This is a genomic window from Streptomyces sp. NPDC043896, assembly GCF_056435605.1.
The window spans coordinates 1-15,772 of record NZ_JBWKEE010000050.1 but is presented as its reverse complement, the minus strand read 5'-3'; the positions used below and the strand labels follow the sequence as shown (position 1 = coordinate 15,772).

The window sequence follows — 15,772 nt, the reverse complement described above, 5'->3', positions numbered from 1 at the left end:
GTCGCAATCCACACCGAACCCGGAAGGCCCTCACCCGTTCAAGATCCCTCAGCCGAGACCTGCATCACCCGTCCACAACCTCCCGGGACAGAACACCTAGGCTTGCGGTATGCCCGGATCCTCCGCCGCCGCGCCGTCCCCCGAAGCCCCCGTGGCCGTCTGGCGGGCGGTGCGGCGGCCCGTGCGGTTCCTGGGGTCGTCGTGGCCCTGGCGGTGCTGGGCGTACCTCGGCAGCGGGTTCCCGCTCGGGTACGGGGTGCTGGTCGCGCTGGTGCTGCTGGTCGGGCTCGGGATCGGGCTGGCGGTGGCCGGGGTCGGGCTGGTGCTGCTGGTCGCCGCCCTGGCGGGCGCGGTGCCGCTCGGGGTGCTGGAGCGGCGGCGTCTGCGGTGGGTGGAGCCGGAGCGGGTGGCGGACCCGCACACCTCGCTCGCCGGGGCCGGCCCCGCCGCCTGGCTGCGGACGCGGCTGCGCGAGCGCGCCACCTGGCGGGAGTTCGGGTACGCCGCCCTGCTCGGGCTGGTCTTCGCGGCGGCCGGCTTCGGGGTGCTGACGCTGCTGGCGTTCGCCCTGCTGCTGGTGGCGGCCCCCGTCATCGTGTGGGCGCTCGCCCCGGAACCGGTGATGCTGATACCCGGCGAGGCGGTGGCCGGACCCCTGGAGGCGCTGGGCGGGACGGCCGTGGGACTGGTCGGGCTCGCACTGGCCGGGTACGCGGCCGCGCTGATCGCCGGGGCGCAGGTCAAGTGTGCCCGGCTGCTGCTCGGGCCGCGCGAGGAGGACGACCGGGTGCTGGAGCTGACCCGCTCGCGGGTCCGGCTCGTCGAGGCCTTCGAGGCCGAACGGCGGCGCATCGAACGGGACCTGCACGACGGCGCCCAGCAGCAGCTGGTGGCCCTCAGCATGACCCTGGGCCTGGCCGAACTGCGGCTGCGTGAGCACCCGGAGGCGGCGGACGCGGCGGCGCTGGTGAGCCGGGGCCGGGAGGAGGCCAGACTGGCCCTCGCCCAACTGCGGGACCTCGTACGCGGGATCCACCCGCAGGTGCTCACCGACCACGGGCTGGCGGCGGCGGTGGCGGAGGTGGCGCTGCGGCATCCCGTGCCGGTCGACGTGGACCTGGAACTGCCCCGGCTGCCCGAACCGGTGGAGATCACGGCGTACTTCACCGTCGCCGAGGCGCTGGCGAACGCGGCCAAGCACAGCGGGGCCTCGCGGGTCGGCGTCGCCGGTAGGGTCGAGGGCGACCGGCTCACCCTCACCATCACCGACGACGGCCGCGGCGGGGCCGATCCCGGCGCGGGGGCGGGCCTGGCGGGTCTCGCGGACAGGGTGGCGATGTTGCAGGGCAGGCTGACGGTGACCAGTCCGGTGGGCGGGCCGACCGAGCTGAGGGTGGAGGTCCCGTGCTCCGGGTGATCCTGGCCGAGGACTCGGTCCTGCTGCGGGCCGGTCTGACGGAACTGCTGGCCCTCGGCGGGCACCGGGTGCTCGCCTCCGTCGGCGACGCCCCCGCCCTGCTGCGGGCGGTGGCGGCCGAACGGCCGGACGTGGTCGTCACGGACGTGCGGATGCCGCCCGGGCTGCGGGACGAGGGGCTGCGGGCCGCGCTGGACCTGCGCGCCGCGGACCCGGGGCTGCCGGTCCTGGTGCTGTCCCAGTACGTGGCCACGGCGTACGCGACCCAGCTGTTCACCGGTGGTTCGGCGGCCGGGCTGGGCTATCTGCTGAAGGACCGGGTCGGGGAGGTGACCGAGTTCCTCGACGCGGTCCGGCGGGTCCACGAGGGCCAGACGGTCATCGACCCGGAGGTCGTCCGCGTCCTGCTCGCGCCGAGGCCGGCGAACGAGCCGCTCGGCCGCCTCACCCCGCGCGAGCGGGAGGTGCTCGCTCTGATGGCGGAGGGCCTCAACAACCAGGCGCTGGCGGCCCGTCTGTTCATCACGGAGGCCTCCGTGGTCAAGCACGCGAGCAGCATCTTCACGAAGCTGGACCTGGACCCGACGGAGGGCAACCGGCGCGTCCTGGCCGTCCTGGCCCACCTGCGCGGTAGCACGCCTTCCGCATAGTGATGAGGCTGTGACCTGCGGGCGTTCAGTTCGGCGAAGCCGATCGCTAGGGTCACGGGGTGTCGAAGAACGATGAGATGACCCCGGGCCGCGGCGAGTCCGAGGAGGAGCGCCGGCGCGCCTTCCAGGAGGAGTTCGCGCGGGGCGGCGGGCCCCTCGGACAGCCCGCGCCGGCGCCGAAGCGAGCGTGGCCCCGCAACCTCGGGCTGGCACTGGTCGCGGGCACGCTGGCCTTCGCCGCGCTGAAGCTCACGGGCGCCCTGTCCGGGGACGGCCCCACGGCCTCCGCCGCGGCGGAGGCCGCTGCCGCGAAGGCCACTCCTTCCCCCGCCGCCCCCGCGGCTCCGGCGGCAGCCACCCCCGACGCCCGCCCGATGGTCCCGCTGGCCGACGTCTTCCCCGAGCGCGTCCCGGACGGCGCCGGCGGCGCCTTCACCCGGGTGGGCTCGAAGACCCTGGGGTCCTGCACCGAACGCGGTGCGATCGGCCCCCGCCTCGCCGCCATGATCTCCGCGAGCAAGGGCTGCGTGGGCGAGCAGATCGCCCTCTACAAGGACGCGCGGGGCAACCAGTACAACCTGGCCGTGTTCACCATGAAGGACCCTCAGGACACGGTGCGGCTGGTGACCGACCTGTCGATGGCCTTCGACGACTACCAGGTCGCGGCCCAGGCCCCGCCGCCCGGCTCCGGCCTGGCCACGCTCGGCCCCGAGACCGGGATGGTGCAGTCGTTCGCCGGGTACGGCCGCGTCATGGTGGTCTCGCTCGGGCAGTGGTCCGACGGCCGGACCGGCGAGTTCCAGAAGCTGGTCGACGGAATGCAGCCGCTGCAGCAGGGCGTCACCGACCGGGTGGCCCGGTACGAGGGCGCCCGCTGACCGGCCCCGGTCCTCGCGCCGGCGCCGGCCGCGGCCCCCGCCCCCGGGACCGCGCCACGACCCGGGACACGGCCGGGCCGGCGGGGGCCGCCGATCGCGCCCAGGCCACCAGCAGCAGCGGCAGCGCCAGGTAGCCGAACCGGCCCGCCGGGGCCAGCAGGAACGCCAGCGTCAGCCCGAGCGCGAGGCGGTCCGCCGCGGCCACCACCGTGCGCGGCGGGCGCACCAGCAGCGAGACCCCCACCCCGAGCCCGCCCAGCGCCAGCAGGGCCGTCGTCAGGTACCAGCCCCACGGACCGAGTTCCGCCAGCAGGTGCCCCGGCAGCGGGCTGCTCGCCGGGGTCGGCACGTCGGCCCGCCCGGTCGGGAAGGCGAAGACCTGCCGCCACAGCTCCCCCGGCTGGAGCAGCAGCCCGGGCAGTACGAGGGCGGCCGTCCCCAGCAGGGTCACCAGGACGCAGCGCACCGCCGCCCGCCCGCCGCCCCGGTCGGCCGCGAGGAGGGCCGCCGCCACCGCCACCGCGGGCAGCGCCGTCCACTTGAGGGCGCACGCCGCGGCCAGGGCCGCCCCGCAGGCCACCGGGCGGCCGGAGGCGGCCGCGGCGAGGGCCAGGCAGCACAGCCCCGCCAGCGGCAGGTCCACCCCGCTCACCGCCAGCGGCAGTGCCACGACCGGCGAGGCCACCAGCAGCGGGAGCAGCGGCGACGGGGCGGTGCCGAGCAGGCGGCGGCCCGCCCGCATCCCGCCGAAGAGCGCGGCGGCGCACCAGATCCGGGCGTCGCCCAGCAGCCGCACGGCCCACTCCCCGGCGCCCGCTCCCCCGCCCGCTCCCGTGCCGTCGCCGAGCAGGGCGCGGGGGATGCCGAGGAGCGCCATCCCGGGGAGGTAGGGGGTGTACTCCCCGACTCCGGCCGGCTGGTCCACGTAGGGCCTTCCCGTGTCGAGCAGGAGCCGCCCGGACCGTTCGATGACGCCGACCTCGGACTGTCCCTGTCCGGTGAGCACCAGGTACAGCAGGGGTACGGCCACCGCTCCCAGCAGCGCGGCGGCCAGGGCCGCCCGGCGCCGCCCCAGCGCGGTGGCGGCCGCGGCGGCGAGGTATCCGGCGGCCGCGCACCAGCCCCACAGCCGGTGCGGGGCCAGCGAGGAGAACAGCGGGAAGGACAGCGCCCAGGCGGCCGCGAGCAGCCAGCCGGCGGTCCACCGGGCGGTAGGGGAAGGGGTCATGGCCCCATTCCAGCCGCGCGGCCCCGGCCGGGTCTGCACACCCAGGTGGCGTCTTCGGGGTCGGGTTTCCCCTACCAGGGCCTCCCCCTGCCAGGGCCTCCCTCTGCCAGGGCTTCCGCTGCCACGGTCACCCCTGCCCCCGGGCGGTCCACCACCCGCCACCCGGCCCTCCACCACCCGGCCCTCCGGCACGCGGGGTTCCGCCGCCGGGTACGCCGGAGGGGCGCGGCCCGTGCGGGCCGCGCCCCTCCGGGACGGTCACGTCAGCGCTCAGGCCTCCGGGTTGCCGCCGAAACGCTCGCGGTAGGACTCCAGGTCCTCCTCGGTGACCCGGGCGAACAGCACCGGCGGCACGGTGAACGGCGTCCCGGCCGGGACGGTGTCCAGCGCCTTGGCCTGCTCCGGGGTCACCCAGGTCGCGGTGTCGCCGGGCAGCTCGAAGGAGGAGCGCATGGCGCGCGCCGAGGCCGGGATGAACGGCTCGGAGACCACCGAGTAGAGGTGGATGAGGTTCATCGCGGTGCGCAGGGTGAGCGCGGCGGCCTCCAGGTCGGTCTTGACCTCCAGCCAGGGGGCCTTCTCGTCCAGGTAGGCGTTGCCGGCCGACCACAGGGCGCGCAGCGCGGCCGCGGCCTTGCGGTACTGGAGGGTCTCCATGTGGCCCTCGTACTCGGCCAGCAGCTCGGCGATCTGCTCGCCGAGCTTCGCCTCGGCCTCGCCCGCCGGGCTGCCCGCGGGGACCTCGTCGCCGAACTTCTTGCGGGAGAAGGTGAGCACGCGGTTGACGAAGTTGCCGAGGGTACCGCCGAGGTCCTTGTTGACCGTGGCGGCGAAGTGCTCCCACGTGAAGGAGGAGTCGTCGGACTCGGGCGCGTTGGCGATGAGGAAGTAGCGCCAGAAGTCGGCGGGCAGGATCTCCAGCGCCTGGTCGGTGAAGACGCCGCGCTTCTGCGAGGTGGAGAACTTGCCGCCGTAGTACGTCAGCCAGTTGAAGGCCTTGACGTAGTCGACCATCTTCCAGGGCTCGCGGGTGCCGAGCTCGGTGGCCGGGAACATCACCGTGTGGAACGGGACGTTGTCCTTGGCCATGAACTGGGTGTAGCGGACGTCCTCGGCCTCGAACCACCAGGACTTCCAGTCGCGGGCGGCCGGGTCGGCGTCGGCCCACTCCTTGGTGGAGGCGATGTACTCGATCGGCGCGTCGAACCAGACGTAGAAGACCTTGCCCTCGGCGGCCAGCTCGGGCCAGGTGTCGGCCGGGACCGGGACGCCCCAGTCGAGGTCGCGGGTGATGGCGCGGTCGTGCAGGCCCTCGGTCAGCCACTTGCGGGCGATGGAGGAGGCCAGCTGCGGCCATTCGTCCTCGTGCCGCGCGACCCAGGCCTCGACCTCGTGCTGGAGCTTGGACTGGAGGAGGAAGAGGTGCTTGGTCTCGCGGACCTCCAGCTCGGTGGAGCCGGAGATGGCCGAGCGGGGGTCGATCAGGTCCGTGGGGTCGAGGACGCGGGTGCAGTTCTCGCACTGGTCGCCGCGGGCCTTGTCGTAGCCGCAGTGCGGGCAGGTGCCCTCGACGTAGCGGTCCGGCAGGAAGCGGCCGTCGGCGGGCGAGTACACCTGCCGGATCGCGCGCTCCTCGATGAAGCCGTTGGCCTGGAGCTGCCGGGCGAAGTGCTGGGTGATCTCGGCGTTCTGCGGCGAGGAGCTGCGGCCGAAGTAGTCGAAGGACAGCTCGAAGCCGTCGTAGACCGCCTTCTGGGCGTCGTGGGCCTGCGCGCAGAAGTCGGCGACCGGGAGGCCGTTCTCCTTGGCGGCGAGTTCGGCGGGGGTGCCGTGCTCGTCGGTGGCGCAGATGTACAGGACGTCGTGGCCGCGCTGGCGGAGGTACCGGGAGTACACATCCGCCGGAAGCATCGACCCGACCATGTTGCCCAGGTGCTTGATCCCGTTGATGTAGGGAAGCGCGCTGGTGATCAGGTGTCGAGCCATCCTCGGATGCTCCATTCGTTTCATTTGTACGGATCTACGCGTGACAACGCGCGGTTCATCGTATCGAACCGGCGAAACGCCCCGCGTCGGCTTTTCCCGGGGTCCGGGGGTGGGGCGCAACGCAAAAGCGAGGACTGTGACCTCTCCGTCACGGCCCTCGCGATGGGCCCCATGCTACAGCGGCACCGCCGGGGCCCCGACCGGTGTCCGCGCACCGGACCCCGGCCGGCCTCGGCATATGCGTTCGGGCTCCCCGGCACCTCGCGTGATCGGCATCGGTCACCATCCGATCACCCCCGGACCTAATCCCCTCATGTTGCTCCTCCGCCTCCTCAAGGGGCGTAAGCGCTGTTCTCATGGACCCCGCACAGGGGATGAGGTGGGGAACGGTGAACGATGGCGGACCGGAGGAGTCCGGCGGGGCCGTGGGACTGCCCAGCCGACGGCGGCAGCCGACGCCCATGAGTCAGTGGGATCCGACGGCGCGCCTGTCGTACTGGGCGTTCCACTCGAACCGGCGGCCCGCGTACATGCGCTTCGCGTACCTCCAGCTCGGTTCCGACGCGGCCGCCGAGGACGCGGTGGACGCCACCTTCGACTCGATCATGAACGAGTGGCTCCGCATGCTCCACATGGACCGCCTCGACGCCTACGCCTGGACCGTGCTCAAGCAGCGGATCGTCGACTGGCAGCAACGCCGCGACCCGCGCCTGCACCGCCCCGAGCCCATGGACATCAGCGCCTTCGAGGCGGCCCTCAAGGAGGCGCACGCGGACCAGTACGAGGTGCTGACCGACACCATCCGCTTCTACTCGGCGGTGTCCCGCCTCGCCGAGCGGCAGCGGGACACCGTCCTGCTGCGCTACGGGCTCCAGTGCAGCCCCGGAGAGGCCGCCGCCGTGATGGGTGTGGACGAGGCCACCGTCCGCTCGCAGCTGGGCCAGGCCCACCGCCGCCTCGCCCGGCTGCTCGACACGGCCGCCGGATCATGAGGCCCGGCGAGGACCCGGGTCCCGGCGACGGCCGCGCGGCGGCCCCGCGCACCCTGGCGGAGTACCTGGCCCGGGCCGGCGTGCGCGACCGCTACCCGCACTACGACCTGGGCGCGGCCGAGGCCCGGCTGCTGCGCGTCCCCCGGGCCCCCGGCGCCCCCGCCGCGGCCACCTCCCGCAGCCGGCGCCGGCCCTTCGGCTGGAGCGACCCCGCCCGGGACCGGCCGCTCGAATCGGAGCGGGCCCGGCGGGACCTGAAGGCCGCCTGTCTGGCCGTGGTCGGGGACCCGCGCGCCGGGGCGGACCTGGAGCGCTTCGTGGAGGACTCGCACCGCGACCTGCCGGGGGCGGTGGTCTTCGGCTGCCTGCTGCACCTGGCGGGGCTGCGGGAGGGCTCCCGCTTCTGGTGGCAGTTCGCGGCGGGTTCCGGCAGCCCGCGCACCGCGCCCGCCGCCTACTGCCTCTTCCTCGACCACTCCCGGCGCGGCGAGCACCACGACGCCCGCGTCTGGGCGCGGGAGCTGGGCCGCCGGGGGTTCAGGCCCAGCGGCCGCCGCGAGCTGCGCGAGGTGCGGCTGTGCGCCCAGGCGGCCGTACTGCGGTACGTCGACCAGTGCGACGACCCCGATCTGGGCCCGGTACCGCTGCCCGCGCCGGGGCTGCCCTCGGTGCTGGCCGCGTTCCTGCCGCCGCCCCCGCTGCCGGCCCCCCGGCCGCGCCCGGCCGCGGGCCCGCTGCGCCACCCCGCGCTGACGTCGGCCGCGCGGGGGACGGTGGTCCAGGCCGACACCGGCGAGGCCCTGGCCCAGGCGCGGCGCGCGCTGGCCGTCGTACGGGTCCTGGAGCGGCACCCCCTCGGGGTGCGGGCGGCCGGGCTCGCGCGGGCGTCGGGACTGGCCGCGGCGGAGCTGCGCCCGCTCCTCTCGATGCTGTGCGAGGAGGAGTACGCGTACCGTCCCGCCGCCGGGGTGTACGCGCCGGGCCCGGCCCTGGACCGGCTCGCGGCCCCGGGCGGCTCGGGCCTCGCGGGGCAGCTCCAGCGCACCCTGGCGCTGGCCCGCGACAGCGCGGGCGCGGCCGTCTACCTCAGCCGGTACGCGGAGGGCGAGGTCCGGATCACGCAGATGGCGGACGGGCCGGGGGCCCCGCCGGTGCGGGAGTGGGTGGACTTCCGGGCGGCCGCGCACGCGAGCGCGGTCGGGAAGTGCCTGCTGACCCAGCTCGACCACGACGGCCGCGCCGACCACGTGGCCCGCCACCGCCCGACCCGGCTCACCGCGCGGACCATCACCGACAGCCGGGCCCTGTTCAGCGCCCTGGACGCGGTGGCGCCCGGCGCCCCGGTCTTCGACCTGCGCGAGTACTCCCCCGGGGTCGTCTGCTCGGCGGTGCCCATCGCGACGGGCGACGCCGCCGGCAGCCTGGCCCTGTCCCTGCCGGCCGCGCACGCCCACCGGCTGCACTCCGCGACCGAGGCCCTGCGCCGCAAGGCGGTTCCGGTACTGCTGGCGCTGCTGCTGTCCGGGGCCATCCCGCCGGACGTCCCGCAGGGCGCCCCGCCGCCGGCGCCCGCCGCCGCCCCGGAGACCCTGCGCCGGCTGGGCCGGGTCTTCCGCACGCCGCTGACCCGGTTCGCGGCGTCGGCCGGGGGCCCGCACCTGGTCAGCGACACCGCGTCGGGGGCCGCCTACCTGTTCGACGCCCTCCCGGAGGGGGAGGCGCCGCGCCTCGCGCTGCCGCAGACCCTGGGCCCGCTCGCCCCGGGCAGCCTCCCGGCCCCGGAGGGCCTGGTGGTGCTGGGCACCGCCTGACGGGGCGGGCCCGCCGGGGGCCCGGAAGGGCCGTCTAGCCGACCGGGACGAAGGAGTCGAGGGCGGCGTCGAAATGGCCCCGGGCCTGGGTGAGGCGGCCGAGCGGGGCCGACACCCAGACGTCGTACATCCGGCCGTTCTCGTCCCAGCAGAGGTCGAACGTGTGCCGGGGGCCCTCGGCGGCGGTGAAGCCGTTCCAGGTGAACTCCCACAGGGCGGCGGGCAGTCCGTTGTGGGTGGTGGGGACGATCGAGTTGTCGCGGTAGCCCGGGTTGTTGGACGGGCCGTTCGCGTCGGACTGGCGCATCGCGGCGAGCGGTCCGCCCGAGGCCGGTTTGACCTTGATGCCGATGCGGATGGCGCCGTCCGCGGAGACGTAGAAGACGCGCTGGTCGTCGGTGGTGCGCTGGAATCCCTGCGGCACGGCGAGGCCGAAGCCCTCCGGGTCGTTGACGAAGCGGTACCCGGGGGGCGCGGGCTTGGCGGACACCGTCCGGGCGGGCGGCGGCGGGGGCGCCGGCGCGGTCACGGTGGTCGTCGCCGTGGCCGTCGGCCCGGCGGAGGACTGCGGGGCCGCCGGGGTCTGCGGGGCGGACGCGGTGGCGCCGGGGGCGGGGGTCGTGCGGTCGCCCTGCGCGGCCACCCGCCCCTTGTCCCCGCTCCGGTCCGTGACCAGGGAGGCGGCGACGACGGCGCCGACGACGGCCGCCACGGCGAACACGGCGACCAGCCCGACGCGCAGGCCCGCGCGGGTCTTCGGCTCCTGGGCGGGGCCCGTCCGTGCCGTGACGCGTTCGGTGGGCGTGTACCCGGCGGGCGCGGGCCCCGCCGGCGAGGGCCCTGCCGGTGCGGGGCCCGCCGGACGGGCCGGGCCGGGTGCGCGGTCGAGGAGGGGCAGGCTGCCGGTGGTCACGTACGCGGACAGCATGCGCTGGGCGTCGGTGACGCCCAGGCGGCGTTCGGTGTCGCGCTCCAGCAGGCCCCGGATCAGCGGGATCAGCGGACCGGCCTGCACCGGCGGCCGGATCTCGTCGTAGACGACGGCGTGCAGGACCCCGCCCAGGGAGTCCCGGTGGAAGGGCGACTCACCGGTCAGCGCGGCGCACAGCAGGGCGCCGAGGGACCACAGGTCGGATTCGGGGCCGGCGGCGGCCCCCTGCATCCGCTCCGGGGAGGTGTACTCGGGCGAGCCGACGAAGGCGCCGGTCTCGCTGATGGTGGTGGAGCCAGCGAGGCGGGCGATCCCGAAGTCGGTGAGCACGACCCGCCCGGTGCCCGCCTCCATGAGGACGTTGGCCGGCTTGACGTCCCGGTGGAGCACCCCGCGGTCGTGCGCGGCGCTGAGCGCGCCGAGCAGGGCGAGCCCGATGCGGGCGGTCTCGCCCGCGCCGAGGGGGCCGTCGGCGGTGAGGCGGTCGGCGAGGGAGCCGCCCTCGACGAGCTCCATGACGATGTAGGGGCGGCCGTCGTCCTCGACGACGTCGTGCACGACGACGACGTGCGGATGCTTGATCTGCGCCACGGTGCGTGCCTCGCGCAGGGCTCCCGTGGCTTCCTTGCCCTCACCGACGTGGAGTTCCTTCACGGCGACGGCGCGGCCCAGCAGTTCGTCGGCGGCCCGCCAGACGGTCCCCATGCCACCCCGGCCGAGCCTCTTCCCGAGGCGGTACCGTCCGGCGATCACGACGTCGTCGTTGCGCGGTTCGTCCTGTGACACGTTCCCCCCTCGACCCGGTCAGGGCCCATGATGCCGCACCGACGGATCCGGCCACCCCGTTCTGCGGAGAGCCCACCCGGGCTTCGGCCCGGATCGGGCCCGGTTCCGCCCGGAAACGCGAAAGAACCCCACCGGAGTGGGGTTCTTCCTCTGTGTGTCCGAGGGGGGACTTGAACCCCCACGCCCGATAAAGGGCACTAGCACCTCAAGCTAGCGCGTCTGCCATTCCGCCACCCGGACCAGGTGGTCGGCCCCGGTTTCCCGCGGCGACATGGACAACCATAGCAAAGGATCGACGGGCTTCCGACCATGTTTACGGGCCGCCGCCGGTCCGCCACGCCGCGCTGACCTGCGGGCATGCCGGGAGCCCGGCGGCGGGAGGGACCCTGCGGCCGCCCGGGGCCGCAGGGGGCCGTCCGTCAGGGGCAGCGGATGACCTGGCCCGCGTAGGAGAGGTTGCCGCCGAACCCGAAGAGCAGGACGGGAGCCCCGGAGGGGATCTCGCCGCGTTCGACCAGCTTCGAGAGGGCCATGGGGATGCTCGCGGCGGAGGTGTTCCCGGAGTCGACGACGTCGCGGGCGACGACGGCGTTGACGGCACCGATCCGGGCGGCGAGCGGCTCGATAATCCGCAGGTTCGCCTGGTGCAGCACCACCCCGGCGAGCTCCTCGGGGGTCACCCCGGCCTTCTCGCAGACCTTGCGGGCGAGCGGCGGGAGCTGGCTGGTGGTCCAGCGGTAGACGGACTGGCCCTCCTGCGCGAAGACGGGGGGCGTGCCCTCGATCCGCACCGCGTGGCCCATCTCGGGCACCGAACCCCACAGCACCGGGCCGATGCCGGGTTCCGCGCAGGCCTCGACGACCGCCGCGCCCGCGCCGTCGCCGGTCAGCACGCAGGTGGTGCGGTCCGTCCAGTCGGTGATCTCGGTCATCTTGTCGGCGCCGATGACCAGCGCACGGGTGGCGGAGCCCGCCCGGATCGCGTGGTCGGCGGTGGCCAGGGCGTGGGTGAAGCCGGAGCAGACGACGTTGAGGTCCATCACGGCGGGCGCGCCGCGCATGCCCAGCTTGGCGGCGACGCGCGCGGCCATGTTGGGGGAACGGTCGATGGCGGTGGAGGTGGCCACCAGGACGAGGTCGATGTCGTCGGGGCTCAGTCCGGCGTGCGCGAGGGCCTTGCCGGCGGCGTGGAAGGCGAGCTCGTCGACGGGCTCGTCGGCGCCCGCCACGTGGCGGGTGCGGATGCCCACCCGGGAGCGGATCCACTCGTCGTTCGTCTCGACCATGGCCGCGAGGTCCTCGTTGGTGAGCACTTTCGCGGGCTGGTAGTGCCCTAGCGCCACCACGCGTGAACCGGTCATGGGCGGGGTCCCCCTCTGTACGGCAGGCAGTCAGGTTGACCCAGCTTTGCCTGCTACCGGCCGGTACGAATGCGCGTGACCCAACAGGATTCCGCCACCGGAATTTGGAGCATTCCGAGCAACTTCCTGCCGGAACCGTCCTTGGCGGCGGATCCGGGAGAATGTCCTCGTCAGGTGTGGGCGAGGACGGAACGGGTGGGCTGATCACGATGGGACGGGTCACCGAGCGGCGCCGCGTCGTACGCATCCGGGGCGGGGCGGCGGGGGTCCGGCCGGACACCCTGGTCACGGAGGAGCCGCTGGAGATACGGCTCAACGGCAAGCCTCTGGCCATCACGATGCGCACCCCCGGGGACGACTTCGCGCTGGCGGCGGGCTTCCTGGTCAGCGAGGGCGTCATGGCGCGCGCCTCGGACGTGCAGGCCGTGACGTACTGCGAGGGCGCCACCGAGGACGGCTCCAACACCTACAACGTGGTCAACGTGCAGCTGGCCCCCTCGGTGCCCGTTCCCGACATCACGCTGGAGCGGAACGTCTACACCACCTCCTCCTGCGGGCTGTGCGGCAAGGCCAGCCTCGACGCGGTCCGTACGGCGACCCGCTTCCCGGGGCTCGCCGCCGATCCGGTACGGGTCCCCGCGCGGCTCCTCGCGGAGCTGCCGGACCGGCTGCGGGCGGCGCAGAAGGTCTTCGACCGGACGGGCGGACTGCACGCGGCCGCGCTGTTCTCGGCGGAGGGCGAGCTGCTCGACGTACGGGAGGACGTGGGGCGGCACAACGCCGTGGACAAGATCGTCGGCCGGGCGCTCCAGGCCGGCCGGCTGCCGCTGGCCGGGTCGGTGCTGCTGGTGTCGGGGCGGGCGTCCTTCGAGCTGGCGCAGAAGGCGGTCATGGCCGGGATCCCGGTGCTGGCGGCGGTGTCGGCGCCGTCCTCGCTGGCGGTGGACCTGGCCCTGGAGTCGGGGCTGACGCTTGTCGGCTTCCTGCGGGGCCCGGACATGAACGTCTACGCGGGCGAGCAGCGGATCCTGCTGCCGGGCACCGCCTAGCCAGGCCGTGTCTTTTGGATCAGGGCGGCCTCGCGGCGTGAGCCGGAAGACACGGCCTAACGGCGGCGGCCCCGGCGCGAAGGGTCCGTGGCCCGCTTCGGCTCCGGGGGGTCGATCCGGTGCAGGTCGAGGGTGGCGGGGAGCGGGGTGCTGCCGGGGCCGCCGGATTCGGCCCAGGCGATGATCTCGTCCGTCGCGGTGTCGTCCAGGGCCCACCCGAACCAGACCGCGCGGGCGCCCCGGCGGCGGGCCTCGGTGGTGGGCTGGACCACGATCACGTTGGCCTGCGCGCAGGGCCCGAGGCAGTCGCTCGTACGGACGGCGAGGCGCCCCCCGGAGGCGGCGGCGGCCTCCCGCAGCCGGGCCAGCTGCCCGGCGTGGTCGGAGCCGGGGTTCTTGCGGGGGTCCCCGCAGCAGCAGCCGCGGCAGACCACGAGGGTGCAGGGGCGCGGGGCGGTGGCGGCGAGCGGGCGTATCCAGGTCACCGCCGCACGTTACCGGCCCTGCGCGGCGGGGGGTTGGACCTGCGGGGAGACGTCCACCACACGTCGAGCGGCGAGTTGGCCGCCGGACACCGCCTCGGGGTCCTGGGCGCGGCGGCGGGCGAGGACCGCGCAGACCATCAGCTGCATCTGGTGGAACAGCATCAGCGGGAGCACCGCCAGGGAGGCCTGGGCGCCGAACAGGACGCTGGCCATGGGGAGTCCGGCGGCGAGGCTCTTCTTGGACCCGGCGAACTGGATGGCGATCCGGTCCTCGCGTCCGAAGCCGAGGCGCGCGGCCCCGTACCAGGTGGCGAGGAGCATCACGGCGAGGAGTACGGCCTCCACGGCCATCAGGGCGCCCAGACGCGGAAGGCTGACCCGGTGCCAGACCCCGGCGGCCATGCCCGCGCTGAAGGCCGCGTAGACGACGAGCAGGATCGAGCCCCGGTCGACGCGCCCGAGCACCTTCTTGTTGCGCGTCAGGAAGCCGCCGACCCACCGGCGCAGCCCCTGGCCGAGGAGGAAGGGCAGCAGCAGCTGGAGGACGATCTTCAGGACGGAGTCGGCGGAGAAGCCGCCCGCGTCGTTGCCGAGGAGGGCGGCCGCGAGCAGCGGGGTGAGGAGGATGCCGGCCAGGGAGGAGAAGGAGCCGGCGCAGATCGCGGCGGGGACGTTGCCCCGGGCGATCGAGGTGAAGGCGATGGAGGACTGGATCGTCGAGGGGACCAGGCACAGGAAGAGCAGACCGCTGTAGAGGGGCTGGGTGAGCACGCCGGGCACGAGCAGGCGGGCGGCCACGCCCAGCAGCGGGAAGAGGACGAAGGTGCAGGCGAGGACGGTGACGTGGAGCCGCCAGTGGCGCAGCCCGTCGAGGGCCTCGCGGGTGGAGAGCCGGGCCCCGTAGAGGAAGAAGAGCAGGGCGACGGCGAGGGTCGAGGCGCCGTCGGCGACGGCGGCGCCGACGCCCCGGGCGGGGAACAGCGCGGCGAGCCCCACGGTGGCGAGCAGGGCCAGTATGTACGGGTCCAGGGGCAGCCAGGCGGGAAGGCGGGGGCGTCGCATGGGGGTGCTCACTTGCTGTCGTACGGGGAAGGCGAGGGGTACGACCATCGTCGCCGGTGGACGGTCATCGGGAAACACGCACACCGCACTGACTGTCATCACGGAACACGATGACGGGCCTACGCTGGGGTCATGTACGACCCGGTCCAGCTGCGCACCTTCCTCACCGTGGCCCAGACGCTCAGCTTCACGCAGGCGGCGTCCCGGCTCGGGGTGCGGCAGTCCACGGTCAGCCAGCACGTCCGGCGGCTGGAGGAGGCGACGGGCCGGCCGCTGTTCGCCCGGGACACGCACAGCGTGGCCCTCACGGAGGACGGCGAGGCCCTGCTGGGCTTCGCGCGGACGATCCTGGAGGCGCACGAACGGGCGGCGGCCTTCTTCACGGGGACGCGGCTGCGCGGGCGGCTGCGGTTCGGGGCGTCGGAGGACTTCGTGCTGACCCGGCTGCCCGAGATCCTGGAGGGGTTCCGGCACGAGCACCCCGAGGTGGATCTGGAGCTGTCGGTGGAGCTGTCGGGGACGCTGCACGAGCGGCTGGACGCGGGACGCCTGGACCTGGTGCTGGCCAAGCGGCGTGGGCCGGGGGACGAGCGGGGCCGGCTGGTGTGGCGGGACCGGATGGTGTGGATCGGGGCGGAGGGGCTGCGGGTGGACCCGGAGCGTCCGGTGCCGCTGATCGTGTTCCCGCCGCCGGGTATCACCCGGGCGCGGGCGCTTGAGGTGCTGGAGCGGGACGGGCGGGCGTGGCGGATCGCCTGTACGAGCGGCAGCCTGAGCGGCCTGATCGCGGCGGCCCGTGCCGGGCTCGGGGTGATGGCGCACACCCGGGGGCTGATCCCGCCGGGCCTGGTCCGGGTGGGCGGGCTGCCGGAGCTGGGGCCGGTGGAGTTCGCCCTGCTCCAGGGCCGCCGCCCGACCCCGGCGGCGGAGGCCCTGGCGTCGGCCGTCCTGGCGGGCGGCGACCGCCTGAGCCGGCCGGCGTAGGGGGGCCGGTGGGGCGGGGCGGGTCGGGGTGACGGGGGCGGTAGCCCCTTGGCCCGTGTCGGGGAGGTGCTGGGGGTTTCCCGTCAGTCCCATCGTCGTTCCGTGTCGTGCCGGCCTGTCAAGGGCGCTCCTTCGTCGCGTCACTTCGTGAT

12 protein-coding genes, 1 tRNA gene and 1 pseudogene are annotated in these 15,772 nt (G+C 74.8%); 7 read left to right on the top strand and 7 right to left on the bottom strand.

Features of this window, described 5'->3' with window-relative positions; translation table 11 throughout:
• Positions 1–109: 109 nt before the first annotated feature.
• From AC069X_RS37135 to AC069X_RS37125, 3 genes are read left to right on the top strand one after another with little or no spacing between them, the layout of a single operon-like run.
• Positions 110–1,417, top strand: a complete 1,308-nt coding sequence (locus AC069X_RS37135; protein ID WP_478735981.1) for a sensor histidine kinase — start codon at positions 110–112, stop codon at positions 1,415–1,417.
• Complete coding sequence (locus AC069X_RS37130) at positions 1,405–2,067, top strand: response regulator transcription factor (RefSeq protein WP_478735979.1); 663 nt, start codon at positions 1,405–1,407, stop codon at positions 2,065–2,067. Before AC069X_RS37135 ends, AC069X_RS37130 begins: the two co-directional genes overlap by 13 nt.
• A 59-nt stretch (positions 2,068–2,126) precedes the next feature.
• A complete protein-coding gene (locus tag AC069X_RS37125; protein WP_478735977.1) occupies positions 2,127–2,945 on the top strand; it encodes a hypothetical protein in 819 nt (272 codons plus the stop codon).
• Here AC069X_RS37125 and AC069X_RS37120 read toward each other — a convergent pair.
• Together AC069X_RS37120 and metG are read right to left on the bottom strand one after the other, a co-directional pair.
• A complete protein-coding gene (locus AC069X_RS37120) occupies positions 2,908–4,173 on the bottom strand; it encodes a glycosyltransferase 87 family protein (RefSeq protein ID WP_478735975.1) in 1,266 nt (421 codons plus the stop codon). The genes AC069X_RS37125 and AC069X_RS37120 overlap by 38 nt on opposite strands.
• A gap of 270 nt (positions 4,174–4,443) precedes the next feature.
• Positions 4,444–6,159: a methionine--tRNA ligase gene (metG, locus tag AC069X_RS37115; RefSeq protein ID WP_478735973.1), complete on the bottom strand. Its 1,716-nt coding sequence runs from the start codon at positions 6,157–6,159 to the stop codon at positions 4,444–4,446.
• 461 nt (positions 6,160–6,620) lie between these two features.
• Here metG and AC069X_RS37110 point away from each other — a divergent pair, with 461 nt between their 5' ends.
• On the top strand, positions 6,621–7,151 hold the full coding sequence (locus tag AC069X_RS37110; protein ID WP_478735971.1) for a sigma-70 family RNA polymerase sigma factor: 531 nt from the start codon (positions 6,621–6,623) through the stop codon (positions 7,149–7,151).
• A gap of 773 nt (positions 7,152–7,924) precedes the next feature.
• Positions 7,925–8,671, top strand: a pseudogene (locus tag AC069X_RS37105) (IclR family transcriptional regulator domain-containing protein); the annotation flags it as partial.
• A 325-nt stretch (positions 8,672–8,996) separates the two neighbouring features.
• Here the strand turns inward: AC069X_RS37105 and AC069X_RS37100 are convergent.
• From AC069X_RS37100 to AC069X_RS37090, 3 genes are all read right to left on the bottom strand, one after another.
• Complete coding sequence (locus tag AC069X_RS37100) at positions 8,997–10,598, bottom strand: serine/threonine-protein kinase (protein WP_478735985.1); 1,602 nt, start codon at positions 10,596–10,598, stop codon at positions 8,997–8,999.
• Positions 10,599–10,834: 236 nt separating this feature from the next.
• Positions 10,835–10,919 (bottom strand) — tRNA-Leu (locus tag AC069X_RS37095).
• Positions 10,920–11,098: 179 nt separating this feature from the next.
• On the bottom strand, positions 11,099–12,040 hold the full coding sequence (locus AC069X_RS37090) for a beta-ketoacyl-ACP synthase III (protein ID WP_478735969.1): 942 nt from the start codon (positions 12,038–12,040) through the stop codon (positions 11,099–11,101).
• A gap of 209 nt (positions 12,041–12,249) precedes the next feature.
• Between AC069X_RS37090 and fdhD the strand changes: the two genes are divergently transcribed.
• On the top strand, positions 12,250–13,089 hold the full coding sequence (gene fdhD, locus AC069X_RS37085) for a formate dehydrogenase accessory sulfurtransferase FdhD (protein ID WP_478735983.1): 840 nt from the start codon (positions 12,250–12,252) through the stop codon (positions 13,087–13,089).
• 56 nt (positions 13,090–13,145) lie between these two features.
• Here the strand turns inward: fdhD and AC069X_RS37080 are convergent, their stop codons facing one another.
• Both AC069X_RS37080 and AC069X_RS37075 read right to left on the bottom strand, forming a co-directional pair.
• Positions 13,146–13,574, bottom strand: a complete 429-nt coding sequence (locus AC069X_RS37080; protein ID WP_478735967.1) for a (2Fe-2S) ferredoxin domain-containing protein — start codon at positions 13,572–13,574, stop codon at positions 13,146–13,148.
• A 9-nt stretch (positions 13,575–13,583) separates the two neighbouring features.
• The gene (locus AC069X_RS37075; protein ID WP_478735965.1) at positions 13,584–14,636 is read right to left on the bottom strand and encodes a bile acid:sodium symporter family protein; all 1,053 of its coding nucleotides are present in this window, start codon (positions 14,634–14,636) and stop codon (positions 13,584–13,586) included.
• Between the two features lie 132 nt (positions 14,637–14,768).
• Between AC069X_RS37075 and AC069X_RS37070 the strand changes: the two genes are divergently transcribed.
• A complete protein-coding gene (locus AC069X_RS37070) occupies positions 14,769–15,620 on the top strand; it encodes a LysR substrate-binding domain-containing protein (RefSeq protein ID WP_478735963.1) in 852 nt (283 codons plus the stop codon).
• Positions 15,621–15,772: the final 152 nt, after the last annotated feature.

Bases quoted from the DNA above. Each gene is read 5' to 3' on its own strand.
- AC069X_RS37075 (WP_478735965.1), bottom strand. From the start codon at position 14,636: ATGCGACGCCCCCGCCTTCCCGCCTGGCTGCCCCTGGACCCGTACATA.
- AC069X_RS37100 (WP_478735985.1), bottom strand. From the start codon at position 10,598: ATGGGGACCGTCTGGCGGGCCGCCGACGAACTGCTGGGCCGCGCCGTC.
- fdhD (WP_478735983.1), top strand. From the start codon at position 12,250: ATGGGACGGGTCACCGAGCGGCGCCGCGTCGTACGCATCCGGGGCGGG.
- AC069X_RS37110 (WP_478735971.1), top strand. From the start codon at position 6,621: ATGAGTCAGTGGGATCCGACGGCGCGCCTGTCGTACTGGGCGTTCCAC.
- metG (WP_478735973.1), bottom strand. From the start codon at position 6,159: ATGGCTCGACACCTGATCACCAGCGCGCTTCCCTACATCAACGGGATC.
- AC069X_RS37135 (WP_478735981.1), top strand. From the start codon at position 110: ATGCCCGGATCCTCCGCCGCCGCGCCGTCCCCCGAAGCCCCCGTGGCC.
- AC069X_RS37090 (WP_478735969.1), bottom strand. From the start codon at position 12,040: ATGACCGGTTCACGCGTGGTGGCGCTAGGGCACTACCAGCCCGCGAAA.
- AC069X_RS37070 (WP_478735963.1), top strand. From the start codon at position 14,769: ATGTACGACCCGGTCCAGCTGCGCACCTTCCTCACCGTGGCCCAGACG.
- AC069X_RS37120 (WP_478735975.1), bottom strand. From the start codon at position 4,173: ATGACCCCTTCCCCTACCGCCCGGTGGACCGCCGGCTGGCTGCTCGCG.